This is a genomic window from Chryseobacterium shigense (assembly GCF_014207845.1).
Taxonomy (GTDB): domain Bacteria; phylum Bacteroidota; class Bacteroidia; order Flavobacteriales; family Weeksellaceae; genus Chryseobacterium; species Chryseobacterium shigense_A.
This window is the reverse complement of record NZ_JACHLC010000001.1, coordinates 1,495,353-1,517,463: the sequence shown is the minus strand read 5'-3', so window position 1 is coordinate 1,517,463 and position 22,111 is coordinate 1,495,353. Positions and strand designations below refer to the sequence as shown.

At 37.4% G+C, this 22,111-nt stretch carries 20 protein-coding genes; 11 read left to right on the top strand and 9 right to left on the bottom strand.

Annotation, left to right across the window (positions count from 1 at the left end; all coding sequences use genetic code 11):
- Positions 1-15 precede the first annotated feature (15 nt).
- From HNP36_RS06990 to HNP36_RS06980, 3 genes are all read right to left on the bottom strand, one after another.
- Positions 16-1,221, bottom strand: coding sequence for a Bcr/CflA family efflux MFS transporter (locus HNP36_RS06990; RefSeq protein ID WP_184162199.1), 1,206 nt, complete (start codon positions 1,219-1,221; stop codon positions 16-18).
- A 92-nt stretch (positions 1,222-1,313) separates the two neighbouring features.
- Positions 1,314-2,228, bottom strand: coding sequence for a helix-turn-helix domain-containing protein (locus tag HNP36_RS06985; protein ID WP_184159058.1), 915 nt, complete (start codon positions 2,226-2,228; stop codon positions 1,314-1,316).
- A gap of 126 nt (positions 2,229-2,354) precedes the next feature.
- Positions 2,355-2,861 (bottom strand): hypothetical protein, encoded by a 507-nt coding sequence (locus tag HNP36_RS06980; protein WP_184159060.1) that lies wholly within the window; start codon positions 2,859-2,861, stop codon positions 2,355-2,357.
- A 371-nt stretch (positions 2,862-3,232) separates the two neighbouring features.
- On the opposite strand from HNP36_RS06980, the gene HNP36_RS06975 reads away from it, so the two are divergent.
- From HNP36_RS06975 to HNP36_RS06965, 3 genes are all read left to right on the top strand, one after another.
- Positions 3,233-3,409: a histone H1 gene (locus HNP36_RS06975; protein WP_040994607.1), complete on the top strand. Its 177-nt coding sequence runs from the start codon at positions 3,233-3,235 to the stop codon at positions 3,407-3,409.
- Positions 3,410-3,586: 177 nt separating this feature from the next.
- Positions 3,587-4,735, top strand: a complete 1,149-nt coding sequence (locus tag HNP36_RS06970) for a hypothetical protein (protein ID WP_184159062.1) — start codon at positions 3,587-3,589, stop codon at positions 4,733-4,735.
- 150 nt (positions 4,736-4,885) lie between these two features.
- A complete protein-coding gene (locus HNP36_RS06965; protein WP_184159064.1) occupies positions 4,886-6,457 on the top strand; it encodes a M20/M25/M40 family metallo-hydrolase in 1,572 nt (523 codons plus the stop codon).
- Positions 6,458-6,565: 108 nt separating this feature from the next.
- Here HNP36_RS06965 and HNP36_RS06960 read toward each other — a convergent pair whose 3' ends face one another.
- Together HNP36_RS06960 and HNP36_RS06955 are read right to left on the bottom strand one after the other, a co-directional pair.
- The gene (locus HNP36_RS06960) at positions 6,566-7,201 is read right to left on the bottom strand and encodes an HAD family hydrolase (protein WP_184159066.1); all 636 of its coding nucleotides are present in this window, start codon (positions 7,199-7,201) and stop codon (positions 6,566-6,568) included.
- Between the two features lie 60 nt (positions 7,202-7,261).
- Positions 7,262-9,385 carry a Tex family protein gene (locus tag HNP36_RS06955; protein WP_184159068.1) on the bottom strand — a complete coding sequence of 708 codons (2,124 nt, stop codon included), beginning with the start codon at positions 9,383-9,385 and terminating at the stop codon, positions 7,262-7,264.
- Positions 9,386-9,585: 200 nt separating this feature from the next.
- Between HNP36_RS06955 and HNP36_RS06950 the strand changes: the two genes are divergently transcribed.
- Both HNP36_RS06950 and HNP36_RS06945 read left to right on the top strand, forming a co-directional pair.
- Positions 9,586-10,263: a YceI family protein gene (locus HNP36_RS06950; RefSeq protein ID WP_184159070.1), complete on the top strand. Its 678-nt coding sequence runs from the start codon at positions 9,586-9,588 to the stop codon at positions 10,261-10,263.
- Entirely contained in the window at positions 10,264-10,641 is a 378-nt protein-coding gene (locus HNP36_RS06945; protein WP_228456273.1) for a DUF1294 domain-containing protein, read from the top strand.
- 218 nt (positions 10,642-10,859) lie between these two features.
- Here HNP36_RS06945 and HNP36_RS06940 read toward each other — a convergent pair whose 3' ends face one another.
- Positions 10,860-12,503, bottom strand: coding sequence for a glycosyl hydrolase family 28-related protein (locus HNP36_RS06940; RefSeq protein WP_184159072.1), 1,644 nt, complete (start codon positions 12,501-12,503; stop codon positions 10,860-10,862).
- A gap of 214 nt (positions 12,504-12,717) precedes the next feature.
- Here HNP36_RS06940 and typA point away from each other — a divergent pair, with 214 nt between their 5' ends.
- The 4 genes from typA to ychF all read left to right on the top strand — a co-directional run bounded on the left by typA (position 12,718) and on the right by ychF (position 18,296).
- The gene (gene typA, locus HNP36_RS06935; RefSeq protein WP_184159074.1) at positions 12,718-14,523 is read left to right on the top strand and encodes a translational GTPase TypA; all 1,806 of its coding nucleotides are present in this window, start codon (positions 12,718-12,720) and stop codon (positions 14,521-14,523) included.
- 124 nt (positions 14,524-14,647) lie between these two features.
- Positions 14,648-16,258: a glycoside hydrolase family 10 protein gene (locus tag HNP36_RS06930; RefSeq protein WP_184159076.1), complete on the top strand. Its 1,611-nt coding sequence runs from the start codon at positions 14,648-14,650 to the stop codon at positions 16,256-16,258.
- A 194-nt stretch (positions 16,259-16,452) separates the two neighbouring features.
- The gene (locus HNP36_RS06925) at positions 16,453-17,004 is read left to right on the top strand and encodes a ferritin (RefSeq protein ID WP_184159078.1); all 552 of its coding nucleotides are present in this window, start codon (positions 16,453-16,455) and stop codon (positions 17,002-17,004) included.
- Positions 17,005-17,204: 200 nt separating this feature from the next.
- Positions 17,205-18,296, top strand: coding sequence for a redox-regulated ATPase YchF (ychF, locus tag HNP36_RS06920; RefSeq protein WP_184159081.1), 1,092 nt, complete (start codon positions 17,205-17,207; stop codon positions 18,294-18,296).
- A 91-nt stretch (positions 18,297-18,387) separates the two neighbouring features.
- Here the strand turns inward: ychF and HNP36_RS06915 are convergent, their stop codons facing one another.
- Positions 18,388-18,546, bottom strand: coding sequence for a hypothetical protein (locus tag HNP36_RS06915; RefSeq protein WP_184159083.1), 159 nt, complete (start codon positions 18,544-18,546; stop codon positions 18,388-18,390).
- 146 nt (positions 18,547-18,692) lie between these two features.
- Between HNP36_RS06915 and HNP36_RS06910 the strand changes: the two genes are divergently transcribed.
- Positions 18,693-19,631 (top strand): helix-turn-helix domain-containing protein, encoded by a 939-nt coding sequence (locus HNP36_RS06910; RefSeq protein WP_184159085.1) that lies wholly within the window; start codon positions 18,693-18,695, stop codon positions 19,629-19,631.
- 89 nt (positions 19,632-19,720) lie between these two features.
- Positions 19,721-20,485, top strand: coding sequence for an SDR family NAD(P)-dependent oxidoreductase (locus HNP36_RS06905; protein WP_184159087.1), 765 nt, complete (start codon positions 19,721-19,723; stop codon positions 20,483-20,485).
- A gap of 83 nt (positions 20,486-20,568) precedes the next feature.
- Here HNP36_RS06905 and HNP36_RS06900 read toward each other — a convergent pair whose 3' ends face one another.
- Together HNP36_RS06900 and HNP36_RS06895 are read right to left on the bottom strand one after the other, a co-directional pair.
- Positions 20,569-21,717 carry a methionine aminotransferase gene (locus HNP36_RS06900; protein WP_184159088.1) on the bottom strand — a complete coding sequence of 383 codons (1,149 nt, stop codon included), beginning with the start codon at positions 21,715-21,717 and terminating at the stop codon, positions 20,569-20,571.
- Between the two features lie 177 nt (positions 21,718-21,894).
- On the bottom strand, positions 21,895-22,059 hold the full coding sequence (locus tag HNP36_RS06895; protein ID WP_184159090.1) for a hypothetical protein: 165 nt from the start codon (positions 22,057-22,059) through the stop codon (positions 21,895-21,897).
- Positions 22,060-22,111: the final 52 nt, after the last annotated feature.

Sequence of the window (22,111 nt, the reverse complement as noted above, 5' to 3'; positions counted from 1 at the left end):
ATAAAAAAGCAGAGATCAATTCTCTGCTTTTTCTTTTTTAACGGCCTGGTGCATGACCAGGATAATTCCTAAAAGTATCATCGCAATCGCCAGATAACGCCAGGCAAGACCATCCTGTTCTGTAACAGTTCCACTCACCGAAATAATAAAACTCGTAATAGAGGTAATTACATACACCAGTCCGCCCATCAGTCCGCCTGCTGTTCCTGCATTTTTAGGAAAATAAAGCATACTGGTTGTAAAAAATGACGTAAACAAGATGCCTGAACAGATATGAATGAAAAATGCAAAAGGAATCATAATGAACAGGTTTTCCGCATAGAAGCTGGTAGTAATTAGTCCGGTGATCAGAATCAGCTGTAAAATGATAGGGTGAAGGATTCTTTCCTTAAAGTCAAGTTTAAGCCTTCTTTTTCCTATAAATCCGCCAATCATCCATGAAAATCCTAAGATCAGGGTACAGTAGCCGATAACTACCGGCGTGAAATGAAACGTATTTTCAATAATAAAAGGACCTGTGATATTGAAAAGCATAACAATAGAATAGCTTAATCCCAGAATAAAAATTCCTAACATAAATATCCTGTTTTTCAGCATCATCTTATACAGGCCGATATTTTCAGAAAGGTTGAGTTTTTTTCTTTCCGGTAAACTTTCGCCACTGAAAAACCATTCGAACAAAAATAAAATTCCTGCATATAAGGCAAGGAAATGGAAATTGGCATGCCAGTTAAACAGTTTTTCGAGATATCCTCCGAGGAAAGGAGCGAGGATAGGCCCACATGACCAGACAATGGTGAAATAGCTCAGATAATGCTTTACTTTTTCAGAATCATAAAGATCTACAAAAATAGCTCTGGTCGCTACAACCAGTACGGAAACGGCGGCTCCCTGAAGAATACGGAGAAGACAGATCAGCAGAATGCTGTCCGTCATTGTAATCAGGATACTGCTGACTATAAGTAAGAACAGGGCGACCAGCTTTGGACGGTAACGCCCGATACTGTCCAGGATTCCCCCGACAAAAAGCTGTGAGATCCCATAACTTAATAAGTAAGAGGTTAAAGTAATCTGGATATCCTTTTCAGATACGTTCATTTCTTTTGCCATCGATGGAAATGATGGTAAATAAATATCAGTGACAAACCCGGAAAGCGGGATCGACACAAAGGCCATAATGGTTATTAATCTGATTCTTTTTTCAGATGCTTCTTTCAACAACATATTCATTCGTTATTTTACTATGCAAAAATAGATCAGGAATGCATGAGTTTAATTTTAAAAGACAAAGTAAAAATTACAAAAATCAAAGATTAAAATGTATTTTTAAATTTTAAAGGGGAAACCTCAGCATGTTTTTTAAAGAAATTATTGAAATGGGAAGGTTGCTCAAATCCCAGGGTATATCCTATTTCAGCAATATCCCAATTGGTGTATTTCAACAGGTTTTTGGACTCTTCAAACACCCTTTCCTTTATAATTTGTGTAGTGGTAAGCTGAGTAACCGATTTTACCGATGAATTTAAATGATTAACATGCACATTAAGATGATCCGCAAAATCGGAAGCCGTTTTCAGTGCCAGGGGATAGGCCGGTGAATCCAGTGGAAACTGCTTATTGAGAAGCTCATCAAATAAACGGTACAGACGGATATTGGCAGGAAGTTCATTAGGGTTGATGTCATCCACACGGTTTTCAAGAGCAAGGTGCATTACAGAGGCCAGATGGCTTTTAATGCTGCTGCATCGGAACGGGTACGGTGAATTGTTCAGCTTATACATCTGTTCAAAATAAAGAGTTGCCAGCTGTGTCTGCTCATCGGTTAAAAAGATAAGAGGCGTGCTCCATTCCTTAAACAGAGAAGTCTTTTTAAAAAGGTTGAATTCAGTATTTCCGCTGAAAAATTCCTGGTTAAACAGGCAGAAATATCCTTCCTGAAGATCCCCGTCACATTCCCAGGAGTACGGAATATTAGGCGAAGGGAAAAAGAGGGCGGGCCGGTCAACATACAGTTTATGATGCCCGTACTGGAACGTCCCTTTTCCAATAATGAAACTTATTTTGTAATAATCACGGCGGTTGTATGGGCTTTTAAAACTGCAGTACCTCCGCATTGAAACATTGAAATGTGACTTTCCCGTTTCAAATTCATCGGAATCGAACATTTTTATCTGATCTTTCCGGATGCGCCTGTAATAATCTTCAATAGTTTCCAGCTGATCGCTCATGATGTATAAATTATAAAAATCAAAGATACGTAAACTGCTGTTAATTTAAAATTGCTTTAAGGAATGAAATGAAAATGAACATTATAGTTATTCTCAATTTTGAATCTTTTAAAAATTTGAGCCGTTCTAAAACTCCAGTTTCAATATGTGGGATGGAAGTTGAAAAGGTCCGGCTGTAGTATCGGCAACAGTAACAAAACCTGATTCTTTCAGAAATTCCAGAAGAGGATCGTGTGCCATCATATTGAGCCATATCATATCTGTAAAGCTGGCTGCGGACCTGCTTTTTTTCCAAAGTGACTGCCTGATTTCCGGTGAATCAAATTCAGGAAGTATCACAAAACTGATTTCCGTTGCTCTTTTTCCTTCAGGCAGCGCAGGATGGCCGGAGCCGCTTTTCAAAATGCTGTAACCTACGGGTTTATCGTCTGCATAAGTTATAATAAGCTGGTTGGAAAGATCATTCAGGTCATTGATCATTTTTCGGGGATCAATATCATTGGCAATATATTTTTTGATGTCCTCGTCAGGAACCAATCCCTTGTACATAGTGTACACCGAAGAATCAATAATACTTATAAGATCAGAAATCCCATCTTCAGAACCTACGGTAAATTTTGATATTATATTCATGAATCTTTTTTATTCAAAATTAGAAGATTATTGCATTTAAAAAGGATACAATTCCCATTAATTTAACCGATACAGTTATTTATTTTAAAATCTATGCATTAGGTAAAAATGAGTTTCCTGTATTTCCGCTATTAATTCAACTTTGGAATAAGAATAAATAGAGAAGATCAGCGGATGAAAAAATATCCGGATAATTGCCCGGATGCCCTATGGAATTTAATAAAAGCCATAAATTTTTAATAGAAATGCAAAGAAAATCAGATGGATAAGAAAAAAGTAGAAAAAAAACACATTTCAGCTCAAACTTTTTCTGCCTGAGTTAGGCTGGAATTACCATAAAACCTATATTTGCAGCCTAAATTTTTAAAATAATGAAAGAACTAATTGAAAAAATCAACGCTGAATTCGAAGCGTTTGCAACTGAAGCTAACCAACAAGCAGAAAAAGGAAACAAAGCTGCTGGTACAAGAGCTCGTAAATCAGCTTTGGAACTTAGCAAACTGTTCAAAGAATTCAGAAAAGTTTCTGTAGAAGAAGCTAAAAAATAATTCGTTCCCGGGCCGGCTCATTGAGCCGGCTTTTTTTATGACCTATCCTCAGGTTTAAAATATTCGGCTTTAACTACTGTATAAGTTAAATACTATTAAATTTTATTAGAAATAATCTCATTTCACCGTCGGGATATATATTTGTATAGTTAATTTTAAAAATTAATTATACTCACCATGAAACACTCTTACTTTTTATTCATTTTCATTTTTGGATTCTTTTCTGCCCAGAAATTGAAAGTGGTCGATTCCGAAAACGGAAAACCTGTATCTCATGCGAGAATTATTCTCAAGGATCAGATTGTTTATACCAATGAGGATGGTTTTGCCCCGGTGGGAGAGGATGCGGAAAACTTTGAAATTTCAGCTTCCGGTTATCAGAAAAAGAAAATTACTGCTTTTAATTCCCTGATCAAACTGGCTCGTGCTTACAAAAATGTTGGAGAAGTAAAGATAGTGAGCATAGATCTCAGGAAGCTTCTTGGAGATGTAAGTAAAAATTACCATAAGAGGTATTATAATGAGCCTTCCCTTTATGATGTAATATACAAAGAGAAGAAGTTAGATAATAATAAGCTCTACTTTCTGGCGATCGCCGAAGCAAAATTATGGAGCAAAAGCAATCAGTATAATTATAAAGACGGCATCAGGAAAAACTATGATGAGATCCTGCAGATACAGCTGAACAATGTAAAATACCTGAAAAATATAAAGGCAGACAGTATCTTTACCACGGGAAACAATGAATTTTCTCATGAGTATATGGGAAATTATTTTTTCAGCTTCGAACTGAACCGTACCCTCAATCATGTAAGGAGCATCGGGGCAAAATATTCAGCGAAGATGATATCTGAAGAAGGTGATGAGCAACTGATCACGTTTAAAGTCAAATCCGGTGTTGGAATTGAATTGAAAGGAGAGTTTAAATACAATAAAACCGATAAGGTCATCACTTACTTTGAAGTACAGTATTTGCAGGCAGATTATCCTCCGGTCAGAAGAACAACAGCAGAAGGGGTAGAGTATGATTATCAGCTTGGGGATGCCTCTCTTATTTTTGATTTTTATAAAAAAGACGGCATGTATCTGCCTGCCTCAACCAGGTTTGAAGGGGATAAATACTCAGCTTTTTATCTTGGCAAGAAACATGAAAGAAAATTCAGCCGGGAAATTATTTATAATACTTTTGAAAAGTCCGGAAAGGAAGGCCTTTCCCAGAAAGTGGATTTCAGTAAAAGCATCTGGGAAAATGTTCCTGTGAAAGAGGAAAAAGAAGATGCAATCCTCCTTTCAGCTGATGAACAGGCTTTTATCAGTGAAAAATAACAGTTTTTTGAATACATTTCAGGATCGTCAGTTTTGGGCGGTCTTTTTTATTTAAATCAGATTGGTAAATCCGTAAATTATCCCTCTTATCTGTGAATTTTCTTCCTTATTCACGTAAATTCTGCTATCTTTAAGCATTCAATATATGTTATGAAGATAAATAGATTTTTTGCCGTGCCTGCGGTTGTACTGGCTGCTCAGTTCTCATGGGCCCAGGTGAAGGTAGATCCGAAAGAAAAACTTGATCCCGTTGTAAAAAGCTTTGTAGATGAAATCAATAACAGCTCACAGCTGGAAAATATGGCCTATGAGCTTCTGGACGGAATAGGGCCACGTCTTGTAGGAACCCCTGAAATGCTTGCTGCGAATGAATGGACTGCAGAAAAACTCCGTTCGTGGGGTATAGAATCCAATCTTCAGCAGTTCGGGACATGGAAAGGATGGCAGCGCGGAATCACTCATGTAGATATGGTTTATCCGCGCGTGAAATCATTGGCTGCAACACAGCTTGCATGGAGCCCGGCAACGAAAAAAGCAGTAGAAGCCGAGGTTGTGGTACTTCCAAAAGTTTCTTCCAAAGCCGAATTTGATGCATGGATTCCTTCTGTAAAAGGGAAAATAGTACTAATAGCGCAGTATCAAAAGATCGGACGTTCCGATGAACAGATTAAAGAATTTGCCACTACGGAACTGTACGAAAAACTGAAAGCAGAAAAAGAGCAGGCCGGGAAAGATTTCCGCGATTATGTAAAGAATATCGGATATGATAACAACACACTTCCGGAAGCTTTAGAAAAAGCCGGTGCAGCGGGAATTGCTATTTCCAACTGGACGGGCATTATGGGAGCGAACAGGATTTTCGGAGCAAAAACAGCAAAAATTCCAATGATTGATATTGATGTGGAAGATTACGGAATGCTTTACAGAATGGCTGAAAAAGGAGCTAAACCAAAGGTCAGAATAGAAGCTCAATCTAAAATTCTTCCTGATGCAAAAAGTTTTAATACAATTGGTATCATCAAAGGAAAGGAAAAACCGGAAGAATATGTCATACTTTCTGCCCATCTTGATTCCTGGGATGGAGCGCAGGGTGCAACCGATAACGGAACGGGTACACTTACCATGCTTGAAGCAATGAGAATATTGAAAAAATATTATCCGAACAATAAAAGAACTATCGTTATTGGGCTTTGGGGAAGTGAAGAGCAGGGACTGAACGGTTCAAGAGGTTTTGTGGCAGATAATCCGCAAATCATGAAAGGAGTTCAGGCTGTATTTAACCAGGATAACGGGACCGGACGTGTGATTAATATCAGCGGACAGGGATTCGTGGATTCTTACAGCTATATCGGAAAATGGCTGAACGGAGTTCCAAAAACCGTGAGAGACCAGATTAAAACAGATTTTCCGGGAATGCCGGGTGGCGGAGGCTCTGATCATGCATCATTTGTAGCGGCAGGAGTACCCGGATTTTCTTTAAGCTCCCTGAACTGGGGATATTTCGGTTATACATGGCACACTACAAAAGATACCTATGATAAAATCGTTTTTGATGAGGTGAAAAATAATGTGGTTTTAACGGCTGCATTGGCTTACATGGCATCAGAAGACCCTGAATTTACAAGCAGGACAAAAAGAGTATTGCCTCAGGATGAAAAAGGGGAAACGGTAAAATGGCCGGATGCTAAACAGCCGAAGAGAGATTCTAAGGATTTTAAATAGAGGGAAGATATAAGATCTTAGATTTCAGATATGAATTTTAAAAGAATAAGGCTGTACAGATAAATGTACAGCCTTTGTTTTTTATTCGGATGCTATTTTTGAGGATGGTTAAATATGGAGTTCCATATCTGAAAACTTTGAAATTGAAGGCTGGTATTCAGATGTGTCTAACTTTCCAAAGCCATATTTGCAGAAAATAAATGGCAGGTTATTGGCTTTTGCGGATTCATAATCAGTTTGCGTATCACCAACATACACAGAGTTTTCCGGGCTTAAATCATTTCTTTCCATAATCAGCCTGATGTTTTCAGCTTTTGGTTTCTTCGTTCGCCCATAAGATTCAATATCTGTAAACAAATCGTTGAAATGATAGAAGTCTAAAAAAGATTCTATATATCCGTCCTGACAGTTACTGACAATAAAAAGCCGATGATTTTTTGCTGAATTTTTCAAAGTTTCGGAAACACCTTCATACAGAATTCCACCATGAATACGCAGAGTTTTATTTTCATGTTGAACAATTTCAGAAAGAATATTATGAACACGTTGGTCTGAAATCCCGGGAACAATATCTTTTAAAATATTGTCAGCCAGTAATCCCATATATGGATTCATATCTTCAGGTTTTAAGTCTTTTTCTATTAACTGATGCTTGTTTAAAACCTCATTCCATATTTTGATAACCGTTGCTCTCGGGTCCCAAAGTGTTCCGTCTAAATCAAAAATTAAATTTTTATTACTCAAAATATACTGTTGCTTTTAGTATTTGGTTAATAATTTTAAAACAGTTTTACAAAAAAACAATTACAAAATCATGCTCAGCTGAACTCTTTTTCTTGCTTCATCCACTTCCGTTACCTTTACGCGTACATGCTGATGAAGTTTCACCACCTCATTTACATCAGAAACAAAGCCGTCTTTAAGCTGGGAAATATGGACAAGCCCGCTTTCTTTAATCCCCATATCTACAAAGCATCCGAAAGCCGTAATATTATTGACAATTCCGGGAAGGATCATTCCAGGCTTCAGGTCTTTTATGCTTTTTACATTAGGATCGAATTCAAATACTTTAGCAGCCTTTCTGGGGTCTAATCCGGGTTTTTCAAGCTCTTTCAAAATGTCTTTGATTCCTAAAATTCCTATTTCCTCTGTAATGTAATTTTCAGGTTTTACCAGAGCTATTTTTTCTTTGCCGGCAATCAGTTCATTAGTTTTGATACCTAAATCTTTAGCCATTTTTTCTACAATTCCATAGGCTTCCGGATGCACGGCTGAATTGTCGAGAGGATTTTTAGCATTGGTAATTCTCACAAAAGCAGCAGCCTGCTGGTAAGCCTTTTCTCCAAGTCTGGGAACCTTTTTAAGCTCTTTTCTGTCTTCAAAAGGACCATTTTCTGTTCGGTAGCTTACAATATTCTCTGCCATTTTCTCACCAATCCCGGAAACATAGCTTAATAATGATTTGCTTGCTGTATTTAAATTGATTCCTACAGAGTTTACACACTTCATCACGGTAGAATCAAGCTCATTCTTTAATTGGGTTTGGTCTACATCATGCTGATACTGTCCGACACCAATGGATTTTGCATCAATTTTTACCAGTTCCGCCAGCGGATCGGCCAGTCTTCTTCCGATAGAAACAGCGCCACGGACAGTTACATCATAAGACGGAAATTCATCTCTTGCAATTTTACTGGCAGAATATATTGATGCTCCCGCTTCCGAAACCACAAAAACCTGCAATGGTTTATCAAAAGCAATTTTTTTAATGAAAAATTCTGTTTCACGGCTTGCCGTTCCGTTTCCGATGGAAATTGCCTCAATATTGTAAGCATTTACCATAGAACGTATTTTTTTCATGGCCATTCCGCTTTCATTTTGAGGGGCGTGAGGGTAGAGGGTTTCATTATGGAGAAGATCTCCTTTTTCGTCAATGCACACCACCTTGCAGCCACTTCTGTAGCCCGGATCAATTGCTAAAATTCTCTTTTCGCCTAAAGGTGGGGCAAGAAGAAGCTGGCTCAGGTTTTCAGAAAATATTTCAATTGCTTTTTTATCTGCTTTTTCTTTGGCTTCCTGTAAAGCTTCGTTGGAAATAGCAGGCTCTAAAAGACGTTTGTAACTATCCTTTATGGCTATGGAAATTTGTTCTGAACTTTCATTATTGGATTTGATGATGGCTTTTTCAATAAAATCCACTGCTTCTTCCTTATCTATTCCTATATTCAGTTTCACAAAACCTTCCGATTCGGCTCTGAGCATAGCCAAAAGCCTGTGAGAAGGTGTTCTGTTAAGCTGTTCTTCCCACTCGAAATACTGGGAGAATTTCTGTGCTTCTTCTTCATCTTTTTTAGCTTTGACTGCTTTGGAAGTAATTGCAGCCTTGCGCTGGAACAAACGGCGGAGATTTTTACGCACATACATATTTTCGTTAATCCATTCAGCCATAATATCTCTCACTCCCTGAAGCGCTTCTTCTTCAGACGGAACTTCATTGTTTATGTATTTGGAGGCAAGGAACTGCAGGTCATTGTTTTTCTGACTCATTATAATTTTCGCCAGAGGTTCCAGTCCTTTTTCTTTAGCAGCATCTGCCTTTGTTTTTCTGCGTTTTTTGAATGGTAAATAAAGGTCTTCAAGTTCCTGGATATCAAAGCTTTCTTTAATTCTCTGCTTTAGCTCAGGGGTCAGGGCATTTTGCTCCTCAATTGATTTTAAGATGCTTTCCTTTCGTTTTATAATTTCTTCAAACTGCTTGCTGATCTTTGAAATCTGTTCAATCTGAACTTCATCAAGATTTCCGGTCTTGTCTTTTCTGTAACGGGAAATAAAGGGGATTGTACAGTCTTCGGCCAGTAATTGAAGGGTACTGTTGATATTTTTTTCAGGGATGTCGAGTATCTGTTTTATATAGCTTGTAACGTTCATGTTAAATTTTAAACAGCTAAAATAGGTAATTTTGCTATGGAGTGAAATATTTTGGTCTGTCCTTTTCAGGCATAATGAACAATAAAAACTGAAGTTTTTTGTTTCTTGATGTATGTTAAGATAATAAATGGTATGGTTTTTCTATTTTTGAAACTTGAAATTTAAAATATTAATTAAATTTTTTTAAACAAATAAATAATATGAAAAAACTTAGTGTAATTGCATTGGTAGGAGTAGGATTGCTTGCAGCATCATGTAATAAAGAAAAATCTGCAGAAACTGCGGCTACAGCTACAGAACAGAAAGTAGCTGAAAGCAAAGGTGAAGTTTTAGCAGTTGATGTTGCTTCTTCTGTAGTAAACTGGAAAGCAACTCATAAAGGAGGTATGGCTCCTCGTTGGGGAACACTTAACGTAAAATCAGGAGATCTTAGCGTTGAAGGTGGTCAGTTAGCTGCAGGAAACTTTGTTATTGATATGAATTCCATTAAAGTAGATCCAGCTTCAGTAACAGAAAAAGATAAAAAACCGGCAGATCTTGAAGCTCACTTAAAAAATCCTGATTTCTTTGATACGGCAAAAAATCCAACCTCAGACTTCAAAATTACAAGTGTTGCAGATTTGAAAGATGCACCTAAAGATGCAGTTGCAGGAGCCAATAAAACAGTAAGCGGAAACCTTACTTTATCAGGAAAAACAGTGAACGTAACTTTCCCTGCTAAAGTGGATGTAACGGAAAATTCAGCGTCTATCCATGCTAAATTTACTGTGAACAGAGCGGACTGGGGAATCAAATTCGGTACTTCAGAAGCAGATCCTGCTGAATGGATGATCAGCAAAGACATCGAGATTGCTGTTGATGTAAAGGCTAAAAAATAATTGTTAGATACAATACAAATAGGAAGAGCTGCTTTTTATAAGGCAGCTTTTTATATTGATGAAGTATCAACTATTATTCAATTCACTACTTTTGCAGTCATGATGATATATATTCTTCTTATAATAAATCTGTTAACATTTATTATTTTCGGATGGGATAAAAAGCTTTCAATTAAACACAAAAGAAGAATCCCGGAAAATACACTTCTGGGAATGACCTTCATAGGAGGGACGCTGGGAGCGATATTAGGGATGTTTATTTTCAGGCATAAGATTTCAAAAATATCTTTTTTGTTAAAATTTTCATTAGTAGTTTTGGTTCAGACCGGAATTATTTATTGGTGGTGGAATTCTGGTGCAATCCAAAATTTTATCTGATATAGGAAATATGAATTTTATTGGAACCTGATGTGATGAATAAAAAAAGCACCTCAATTGAGGTGCTTTATATTTAAACAATGAGCTGTACGTTAGAAGTTACCTGTGTATTTGCAAAATCTTTTGTAGATGGGTTTTTACCAAAAATATCATCAGATAGGTTGCTACGTAAATATGATACTTGGCAAACATCATGTATTCCTGGAATATTTTATGATTTATATTACTGCTCCTGTGCTATCTTTCCACGTTGAATCCAGACCATCATACCAAATAGGTTTTCTGTGATTACTGTCATAAAAGAATTGTGCATGTTTTAAGTTTTTGTTTGGACGTACAAACCCATGATCAAAGTAACTGGCTGTCAAAGCTGCTTTGTTTACTGTTTTAAAATCATTTCCATTTCTGTAAAAAGAACCGGAAAAGTTGTTTTCAGGCGAACTTGTATAAGTAGGGTCTTTTACAATTATGGCGTTAGGATAAGAAATGAAATTGCTGTCCCAGTTTAAACTGTCAATGCTGGAAACGTATGCAGCGTATGGAACGGAACTCCCGCTTGCCACTAAAAACTTGTTGCCGATCACGGATGTTCTTCCCAATGCTTCAGCTACGTAAATATTTGCTCCCTCATCATTAACGGCAATATGATCACCACAGTTATTGAAGGTATTGTTAAATATTTCCCAATCATAACAATTGCTCCCTTGATATATAGCATTTTTATTGATACCATTAATTACACTTGAGGCAATTGTAATTCTATTGGAATTAATTCCTTTAACAAAATGACTGGTATATTCATTCGCGGTTGAATACAGGCCTCTGCCTAGAACATTAATACCGTTCAAAATAATTTCGTCAGCTTTATCTGTATATACGAATCCGTTTAGTGAGTCACCGGCAGCATGAACAAAGAATGAATTGCTGATCTGTACCTGCTGTACTCTTTTAATATCATTACCCCTGATTCGGATAGCATACGCTTCGGTTTGATCGCTTTCCACTTCACCAATATATAAATTAGTGATAGACGTGTTTTGATGACCTGTATCAGTATCCAGAGGTTCAATATCCAGGCATGAGACCTTTCCGGAATTACACCATACATTGACTAATCTGTTACCTCCGGCAACCAGTCTTAAAGGAATATCTCCTGCAGCGAATTCAGAATTCGAGATACTGCTGTCCGAATATATTTGAGCACCCACTTTATTATCTCTGAAATAACAGTTTTCTATTCTTAATAGACCTCTTTTGGAATATAAACCATATTCAGAGAAATTTTTTACCACTACTCTGTCTAGAATCAATCCGCCCCCTTCAGTAAAATCCATTGCAATAGTTCCTGATGTAGTAGCATGATCGTTATGTTTCCCGTCAAAAATAAGATTTGAAATTTTGAAAGTATTTAGTCCTTCTGCACCTGTAAAAATTGTATTTGAGTTTTTCGTTGTAAGAACAGTGCTGTTTTTATCCCATATATCACTGCCGCTTCCTGAAATGCTACGTCCTGAAAATTCCATTGGAATTTCAATAGTAGAATTGATGATATATCGACCACGGTCGAATCTTACTGAATGGTAAGATTCAATGGCGTTTTTTATCGCTTCTGTGTCATCTGTTTCACCATCACCCTTAGCTCCAAACCACTTTACATTTACCGTGTCATCAACCAATACTCTTCTGTAATACTTATCATCAATATTTTTGTAGATAATCCCATCGCAATCATCTATGGTAATCGGAGGAGGAGTAATAAGAGGAGGTACAGTGTTCGGATTGTGATCATAATACTTATATTCAGCTTCTTCAAAAACTGTCCATTCATTGGTAAACTGGTCATTTAATTCAATTGTTGCCATTTTTTGTTTTTTTGGTGTTAATAAATATGTTTCCTGCAGGAAAACTACTGAAGCAAAGATAAATGGAGCCAGCGACAGAACTTGACGTATATTATTTTATTCAGCTTTTTTAAAAGGAATTATCTAAATTTCTCATTATGAATTTGTTAATTAATCCATATTCTTGCTCATTATTCATTAAAAAACACTATTTTTGCACCCGTAAAAATCATTCATGCAAAACATTAGAAATATTGCGATTATCGCACACGTTGACCACGGGAAGACGACTTTGGTTGACAAGATTATTCATGCTACAAACATTTTCAGAGAAAATCAGGAAAGTGGAGAATTAATAATGGATAACAATGATCTTGAAAGAGAAAGAGGCATCACGATCTTATCCAAAAATATTTCTGTTACCTATAAAGACACTAAAATTAATGTAATTGATACTCCCGGTCACGCCGATTTCGGTGGTGAGGTAGAAAGAGTTCTAAAAATGGCGGATGGAGTAATTCTATTGGTTGATGCATTTGAAGGACCGATGCCTCAGACAAGATTCGTACTTCAGAAAGCATTGGAATTGGGACTTAGACCATTGGTTGTTATCAATAAAGTAGATAAGCCAAACTGTCGTCCTGATGAAGTTCACGATCAGGTATTCGATTTATTCTTCAACCTTGAAGCTACCGAAGAACAGTTGGATTTTCCAACATTCTACGGATCTTCAAAACAAGGTTGGTTTAATACTTCATTAGAACAGACTGAAGATATTTTACCATTATTAGATGGAATCTTACAATATGTTCCTGCACCACAGGTAACGGAAGGTAACCTTCAGATGCAGATCACTTCGCTGGATTTCTCTTCATTCCTGGGAAGAATTGCGATCGGGAAAGTAACAAGAGGTGAACTTAAAGAATCTCAATGGATCGGTCTTGCACAGGCAGACGGAAAAGTTGTAAAAGGAAAAGTAAAAGAATTATACGTTTTTGAAGGTTTAGGAAAGAAAAAAGTAACTGAAGTACAGGCAGGAGATATCTGTGCCGTGGTAGGTTTTGATGCTTTCCAGATCGGTGATTCATTCGTAGATCTTGAAAACCCTGAACCGTTGGAAAGAACAGCAATTGATGAGCCTACGCTGAACATGACGTTCTCTATCAACAATTCACCTTTCTTCGGTAAAGACGGTAAATATGTTACTTCTAACCACCTGAAAGAAAGATTAACCAAAGAATTAGAGAAAAACCTTGCATTAAGAGTTCAGCAGACTGATGATGCCAACACTTTCCTTGTTTTTGGTAGAGGTATTCTTCACTTGTCAGTTTTAATTGAAACGATGAGAAGAGAAGGGTATGAAATGACGATTGGTCAGCCACAGGTAATCCTGAGAGAAATTGATGGTGAAAAATGTGAGCCTTACGAATCTTTGGTTGTTGACGTTCCTGAAGAATATGCTTCAAGAGTTATCGATTTGGCTACACAGAGAAAAGGTGACCTTCACATTATGGAAACTAAAGGTGAAATGCAGCATATGGAATTCGAGATTCCTTCAAGAGGTTTGATCGGGTTGCGTTCTCAGATGTTGACTGCTACTGCCGGTGAAGCTATTATGGCACACCGTTTCACAGAATATAAACCTTTCAAAGGTGCGATTCCTGGAAGAAATAACGGAGTATTGATCAGCAAAACCCAAGGTCCGGCTACAGAATATTCTATCGCTAAATTACAGGATAGAGGTAAATTCTTCGTTGATCCGGGTGAAGAAATCTACGCAGGTATGATTATCGGTGAGCAAAACAAACCTGGAGATCTTGTAGTAAACATCGTAGAAGCAAAACAGCTGAACAACATGAGAGCTTCCGGAAAAGATAAAGATACCGGTGTTGCTCCGAAAATTTTATTCTCACTGGAAGAATGTATGGAATATATTCAGGGTGATGAAGCCATTGAAGTTACTCCAAACTTCATCAGAATGAGAAAAAAACTCCTTTCCGAAGAAGAAAGAAAAAGAGTGGAAAGATCAGCAAAAGCATAAGAAATCCTTATATATCAGAAAAGCCTCGAATTTTTCGGGGCTTTTTTATTAGACTATATCTTAAAATGTTTATTTTGGCATAATAATCTCTTAGAAAAAATAAAATTAAAGTAGTTTGCAGACGATGAAAATGAATATTATAAAGCTTACTTTTCTGGCGGGAGCCTTCGCATCATATACCAGTTGCTCCGTACAGAACAATACCGTAAAAGCAGCACCAACAAAAAATGAATCAAAGCCTAACAGCAATATCATAAAACCTAAAAATCCGGTTACTACAGTAAAACCTGCAACCCCGGTACCTCCGGCTGACGATAACTTCAGAACAGTTCTTCCGGAAGTTAAAAGGGAATTCAGAGGAGCATGGATCGCAAGTGTAGCCAATATCAACTGGCCTTCAAGAAATAATTTAACCGTTGATCAGCAGAAAGCGGAAGCAATAAGTATGCTCGATATGTTGAAAGATAATAATTTCAATGCCGCAATTTTTCAGATCAGACCTTCGGCAGATGCCCTTTACACAAGTAGTATAGAACCATGGTCATCCTTTCTGACAGGACAAACGGGAACAGCTCCTTATCCGAACTATGATCCCCTTCAGTTCTGGATTGAAGAAGCACACAAAAGAGGTCTGGAACTGCACGTATGGCTGAATCCTTACCGTGCACACCATACCAACGGAGGCGCTGTGAACAGTCTGTCTATGGTGAACAAACTTTCCGATATTGTAGTAAAACTGAAAAACGGAATGTACTGGTTCGATCCTGCCAATCCTAAAACACAGGGACATGTTTCCAATGTCGTAAAAGATATTGTGAAAAGGTATGATATTGATGCCATCCATTTTGACGACTATTTCTATCCTTACGCTGCTTATAACAGGGGAGCGGATTTTCCTGACAATACAACCTGGAATGACTATCTGAGAAACGGAGGAACATTATCCAGAGCAGACTGGAGAAGAGACAACGTCAATAAATTCGTGGAGAGAATTTATAAAGAAATTCATGCTGAAAAAGATTATGTGAAATTCGGGATCAGCCCGTTCGGAATCTGGAAGCCCGGATATCCCGAAGGAATTGTAGGCTCTTCTCAATACGACGAATTATATGCTGATGCAAAACTATGGCTGAATAAAGGCTGGGTAGATTATTTTTCACCACAGCTGTACTGGCCGATTGATGCAAAAGGGCAGGGCTTTGAGCCTTTACTGAACTGGTGGAAATCTGAAAATACAAAGAACCGCCATCTCTGGCCGGGGCTCAATACCGTTGAAATTAAAGTTTCAGACCGTCCGGCAGAAATCAAAAACCAGATCGAAATTTCCAGACAGGTCTTAAAGAATGATGCCGGAGAAATCCATTGGAGTATTGCCGGATTAACAAAAAACGCAGCGATGCTGCCTACTTTAAAGAATGGACCGTACAGCGAGAAAGCATTAGTTCCGAAAACCCCGTGGATAAAAGCAGCTCCATTGCAGACTCCAACTTTGTTTACAACGGATAACGGAAATTTTATCCAGGCCGGCTGGAGTACTAAAAATATAGGAAACGTATTCCAATGGGTACTTTTCACCCAGTACAACGGAGTTTGGGAAACCGAAATACTTACACTGGATAACCTTTCAAGAGATATTCCAAAATCCAAAGGAGGCAGAAAGCTGAATGCAGTAGCTATAAAAGCAGTCGACAGACTTGGAAATGAAAGTGACTATATGGCAAAAAAAATAAAATAAAGGTCAGTTTTAAAAATAAAATGAACCAGTTCTTTAGCAGGACTGGTTTTTATTTTAGAATTACTATAAATTATTCGTTTAAAATAATGTAATTCAATTATTTGTAAGTTAAATTTTCATTATTGATTAAAAAATAAAGCTTTATCGGAATCATTTTTGCATCATTATTTCTATAATCACCAAAATATAACATTATGAATACCAACAGACTTTCCACGACTATTGAAAAAGCACTCAGTGATCAGATGAACAAAGAAATTCACGCATCACACGTTTTTCTGTCGTATGGAATATGGGCGGATGATAAAGGATATCAGGGAATAGCCAATTTCCTTTACAGGCATGCACAGGAAGAAAGAAACCATTCCATCAAATTCATGGAATATGTGCTGAACAGAGGCGGGAAACCGAAAGTAGATGCCATACCCGCTCCCCCTGCCGATCCGGAATCTTTAACAGCCTGTTTTGACGGTGTTTTTAAACATGAAGTTGATAACACTACAGCAATTTACAGGATTGTAGATATGGCACTGGAAGAAAAAGACTGGGCTACATGGAATTTCATGCAGTGGTTTGTTCAGGAACAGATAGAAGAAGAAACACTGGCTTCCAACCTGATTGATAAATTGAAAATTGCAGGAGGAGACCGCGCTACGGATGAATCCTTATTTACTTTAGATAAAACACTGCAGGAAGCTCCCAATGACATACCTCTGGCTCAGAATGCTACCGGAGATAACCCATAAACACAATTTTTGAACAAAAATTATTTAAAATCTGCCGGAATATGGCAGATTTTTTTATTATGAAACTCCCTTTAAAATCACTATCTTTGCAGGCTGAAAGTTCAGTAGTCGGAATTGATAAAAAATAAACTTTTAAACATCACATTTTAGACCTTGAACCTGAATAGCATCATTGAATATTAAACTTTGAATTTTACAATATGAAATGTGGAATTGTAGGCCTTCCGAATGTAGGTAAATCAACTCTCTTTAACTGCTTGAGCAATGCTAAAGCACAATCCGCTAACTATCCTTTCTGTACGATAGAACCGAATTTGGGAACAGTATCTGTACCGGATCCCAGACTGTTTGAACTTGAAAAAATAGTTAACCCGGAAAGAGTATTGCCGGCTGTAGTTGAAATTGTTGACATTGCAGGTCTTGTAAAAGGGGCCAGCAAAGGAGAAGGGTTAGGAAACCAGTTCCTTGCCAACATCCGTGAGTGTGAGGCAATTATCCATGTTTTAAGATGTTTTGATAACGGGAATATCATCCATGTTGAAGGTTCTGTAGACCCTTTAAGAGATAAAGAAATTATCGATATCGAGTTACAGCTTAAAGACCTTGAAACAGTAGGAAAAGCTGTTGAAAAAGCCAAAAAATTCATCAAATCCGGAAAAAAAGACGATATCCTGGTTTATGAAACCCTTCAAAGCCTTGAAAAATTCATTGAGGACGGTAAAAATGCAAGAGAATTTCCGGTAAATGATTTAACCAGACCTATTATTGATGATATTCTGCTTTTAACGAAAAAGCCGGTATTATATGTTTGTAATGTTGATGAGAATTCTATCAAAAACGGAAATGAATGGATAGGAAAAATTGAAGCGATGGCTAAAAATGAAGGAGCGGAAATTGTTGTTTTGGCAGCACAGATTGAGGCAGATATCAACGAGCTGGAAACTTTTGAAGAAAGAGAGATTTTCCTTGAAGAATTGGGACTTGAAGAGCCGGGCGTAAACCGTCTGATCAGAAAGGCTTATGACTTGCTAAAACTTCATACTTACTTTACAGCCGGTGTGAAAGAAGTAAGAGCCTGGACAATCGGGCAGGGATGGACAGCTCCACAGGCTGCCGGAGTAATCCACACAGATTTCGAAAAAGGATTCATCCGTGCAGAAGTAATCAAGTATAATGATTATGTAACCTATGGCTCCGAAGTGAAAATTAAAGAAGCAGGAAAACTTGCCGTAGAAGGTAAAGAATATATTGTTCAGGATGGTGACATCATGCACTTCAGATTCAACGTATAAGAAAATATTAAAGTTAGTTATAAAGAAAAACGCTCCAGGGTATATCTCCGGAGCGTTTTTTAATTTGCATTTCTGGGTAATTATATTAACTCTATAGATCTATTAGCTGGCATTTTAATTCGGCGCAGCCAATTCCATATTTTCTGCATTGCCCTGTAGCAGGATCAACACACATTTCTTTTCCTCCTCTGATCGTTCTTAATTCTCTTTTGTTTAGTTTTTTTCCGTTGTGTAAGTTTGAATTTTTCATGGTTTGATTGTTAGTGAGTTAGTTGAAAACCAAGATAAGGAAAACATCTGAATATATATCACATTATGTGGAAAAAAGTAGAAATAAATATATTCACTTTTCAAATCAGGTTAACTTTGTATATTTGAATTTTGCAAACAATGGTTATGGAAAAGATCACTCATTCGTCCCTTGAAGATTTTTACAGAGAGATGGCAGCCAAACTAGGAAAAGATCTTGAAAGTATTTTTCCAAAAGGGCTTCATAAAGATATCGGGCATTTTAATGTATTTGATATCAGGCAGACTATTGAAAGAGTAAGAACCACTTCAGAAATGCCTTATAACAGGAGGAAATACTACAAAATAAGCCTTATCAGGGGGAAAAACAGAGCAGAGTATGCAGACAAAATCATTGCTATCAGGAAAAATGCTTTACTGTTTGCGACTCCAAAAGTTCCTTATCACTGGGTTCCGGAAGATCCGGACCAATCCGGAAGCTTCTGTGTGTTTACAGAAGATTTTTTTATCAAGGCACAATCCCGGTTTTCACTGGAAGACCTGCCTATTTTTCAGCCGGGCAATATTCCTGTGTTTGAAATAGAGGATGAACTGGCAGAGGAAATAGAAATCCTGTTCACAAAAATAAAAAAGGAAATAGATTCCGATTATATTTTCAAATATGACCTGATCAGGAACTATGTGCTGGAACTGATCCATTATGGACAGAAATTGCAGCCTGCCGCAAAACTTTCAGCTTCAAACGATGCTTCGCTGAGAGTAGTATCATTATTCATAGAGCTCCTGGAAAGGCAGTTCCCAATAGAATCCTCAGATCAGAGGTTACAGCTGAAAACAGCAAAAGATTATGCCGACAGATTAGCCGTTCATGTCAATTATCTGAATAAAAAATTAAAGGAAAGTACCGGGAAAACAACTACCGAATTTATTGCGGACCGAATGATTCAGGAAGCTAAAATCCTTTTAAGACAGACCAAATGGAATGTTTCGGAGATTTCTTATGCACTGGGTTTTGAAGAAATTGCCCATTTCTCAAATTTTTTCAAAAGAAAAACTTCATTTACCCCAGTGGAATTCCGTTCATGATTTGAATTTTGCAAATTTCAGATTGATTCAGGCAAACACTTTAATCTGAAAATATCCCAACTTTGTACCATCAAAATAATCAAAATAAAATGAACACAAAAACAAATATCGCACTGGTAACCGGAGGAAGCCGTGGATTGGGTAAAAACTCAGCACTTAAGATTGCTCAAAAAGGACTGGACGTTGTCATTACTTATAAAAGCAATAAGGAAGAGGCAGATAAGGTAGTGGAAGAAATTCAGTCGTTAGGAAGAAAAGCAGTTGCTTATCAATTGGATACAAAAGATACAAAAAGTTTTGAGGCTTTTGTTAAAACTCTGGGAGATTACCTGGAAGAAAAAACGGGCAGCAGAAATATTGATTATCTGGTGAACAATGCAGGAACGGCTTTACATGCTCCGATTCCGGATGTGACGGAAGAACAATTGGATGATATGGTTGATATTCATTTCAAAGGAGTATTTTTCCTGACTCAGAAACTTTTGCCATTCATTAATGATGGAGGAGGAATTATTAACGTGTCTTCAGGGCTGGCAAGATTTGCTGTTCCGGGATCTTCTGTGTATGGTTCTATGAAGGCAGCTATTGATATGCTGACAAAATACCAGGCGAAGGAACTTGGAGCAAGAAAAATTAAATCTAACGTTGTTGCTCCGGGCGCTATAGAAACAGATTTCGGAGGTGGAAGAACAAGGGATGATGCGCAAATCAACTCAATGATTGCTGCCAATACGGCTTTAGGCAGAGCAGGACTTCCTGATGATATCGGTGGAGTAGTGGCTTTCCTTTGTACTGAAGATGCAAGATGGATCAACGGCCAGAGAATTGAAGTTTCAGGAGGAATGTTTTTATAGGCTAAAAATCTGAAAAGTTGAAAGCAAAGAAGACAAATTTACTTTTCATATTTGCCTTCTTTGCTTTTTTCATGATTAAAAATCTATAGTTTGGAAAGGTTTTCAATGGCTTTCTCTAAAGTTTCCTGTTTTTTTGCGAAACATAAACGGATCACATGGTCATTTCGTTTGTTTTTATAAAATGAAGAAAAAGGAACACTTGCCACTTTATGATTGATCGTTAGCTCCGAAGCGAAATCAAAATCATTTTTGTCAGATATTTTATCGTAGGTAAGCGCCTGGAAATAGGTTCCTTCACAATCCAGAAGTCCGAAAGAAGTGCCTGAAAGTCCGTTCCTCATAAAATCTCTCTTTTCCTGGAAAAAGCTGTTCAGCTGCTTGTAGTGCTCATCATTTTTCATGTATTCAGCCAGGGCAAGCTGGATAGGGGTATTTACGCAGAAAACATTGAACTGATGTACTTTCCTGAATTCATCAGTAAGGTTTTTAGGGGCGGCACAATAACCTGTTTTCCAGCCTGTAACATGGAAAAGCTTTCCAAAGGAAGCAACAAGTAGGCTTCTTTCTTTCAATTCAGGATATTTACAGATGCTTAAATGCTGCTTTCCGTCAAAAACAATATTCTCATACACTTCATCACTTAAAATAAGAATATGAGTGTCTTTTACAATGCTGATCAGTTCCTGCAAATCATTTTCTTTTAAAATCTTCCCGGAAGGATTATTCGGATTATTGAGGATAATCATTTTGGTTGTATCACTCACCAGATTTTTTACTGCATTCCAATCTATTTCATAATCCGGGGCTTTCATTTCAAAACGTTTTACAATTCCTCCAAAAAGCTCCACGGTAGGCTCATAACAGTCGTAAGCAGGTTCAAAAATGATTACTTCATCATCTTTTTTTACAAAGGTAGCAATGGCTGTAAAAATAGCCTGGGTTCCTCCCGCAGTGACAGTAATCTCAGTGTCAGGATGGTAAACCGCCTGATGACTGTTCTCTATTTTCCTTGCAATTTCCTCTTTTAGCGGCATCATTCCTCCAAGCGGGGCATATTGGTTAAAACCTTTTTGAATAAAATGGGTTACATGATCCAGCAATTCAGAATCCGGCATAAAATCAGGAAATCCCTGAGAAAGGTTAACGGCTTCATTTTCATTGGCGAGCTGCGTCATCTGACTGAAAATAGTAGTTCCTACATTGGATAGCTTGGATAATGGAAGTTGTATCATTAAACGATTTTTTATTTAACCGAATTTAAGGAAATAATTAGAGAAATGGATATGAAAAAAGGACGGTTTGATAAACCATCCTTAGACCCGTCAATTAATACAATTTGGAGATCATTCTATAATAAATAGTTACTATTTAACTAAGCTCCGATCCAGAGACCGGAGCTTAGATTTTCATTATTTTGGTTCAACCCAGCCGTTATTTGGAAGTCCATTCCAGGGCATTGTGTAGATATAAGGTATACGGTCAATAGGCCCAAGCAGTAATGTTGAATTTACGGGTGGGTTGTAACCAGGATTGCTCGCTGTAATAACGGCTGTTCCTCCTACAATTGAATTCATTTGAGCTTTCTTAAGCGTCTTTCCTGTAATTTTTTTCATGATAATTTATTTA

Coding starts and splice junctions, on each gene's coding strand:
- HNP36_RS06985 (WP_184159058.1), bottom strand. CDS start 2,228: ATGAGCGATCAGCTGGAAACTATTGAAGATTATTACAGGCGCATCCGG.
- HNP36_RS06980 (WP_184159060.1), bottom strand. CDS start 2,861: ATGAATATAATATCAAAATTTACCGTAGGTTCTGAAGATGGGATTTCT.
- HNP36_RS06975 (WP_040994607.1), top strand. CDS start 3,233: ATGAAAGAACTAATTGAAAAAATCAACGCTGAATTCGAAGCGTTTGCA.
- HNP36_RS06970 (WP_184159062.1), top strand. CDS start 3,587: ATGAAACACTCTTACTTTTTATTCATTTTCATTTTTGGATTCTTTTCT.
- HNP36_RS06965 (WP_184159064.1), top strand. CDS start 4,886: ATGAAGATAAATAGATTTTTTGCCGTGCCTGCGGTTGTACTGGCTGCT.
- HNP36_RS06955 (WP_184159068.1), bottom strand. CDS start 9,385: ATGAACGTTACAAGCTATATAAAACAGATACTCGACATCCCTGAAAAA.
- HNP36_RS06950 (WP_184159070.1), top strand. CDS start 9,586: ATGAAAAAACTTAGTGTAATTGCATTGGTAGGAGTAGGATTGCTTGCA.
- HNP36_RS06940 (WP_184159072.1), bottom strand. CDS start 12,503: ATGGCAACAATTGAATTAAATGACCAGTTTACCAATGAATGGACAGTT.
- typA (WP_184159074.1), top strand. CDS start 12,718: ATGCAAAACATTAGAAATATTGCGATTATCGCACACGTTGACCACGGG.
- HNP36_RS06930 (WP_184159076.1), top strand. CDS start 14,648: ATGAAAATGAATATTATAAAGCTTACTTTTCTGGCGGGAGCCTTCGCA.
- HNP36_RS06925 (WP_184159078.1), top strand. CDS start 16,453: ATGAATACCAACAGACTTTCCACGACTATTGAAAAAGCACTCAGTGAT.
- ychF (WP_184159081.1), top strand. CDS start 17,205: ATGAAATGTGGAATTGTAGGCCTTCCGAATGTAGGTAAATCAACTCTC.
- HNP36_RS06915 (WP_184159083.1), bottom strand. CDS start 18,546: ATGAAAAATTCAAACTTACACAACGGAAAAAAACTAAACAAAAGAGAA.
- HNP36_RS06910 (WP_184159085.1), top strand. CDS start 18,693: ATGGAAAAGATCACTCATTCGTCCCTTGAAGATTTTTACAGAGAGATG.
- HNP36_RS06905 (WP_184159087.1), top strand. CDS start 19,721: ATGAACACAAAAACAAATATCGCACTGGTAACCGGAGGAAGCCGTGGA.
- HNP36_RS06900 (WP_184159088.1), bottom strand. CDS start 21,717: ATGATACAACTTCCATTATCCAAGCTATCCAATGTAGGAACTACTATT.
- HNP36_RS06895 (WP_184159090.1), bottom strand. CDS start 22,059: ATGAATTCAATTGTAGGAGGAACAGCCGTTATTACAGCGAGCAATCCT.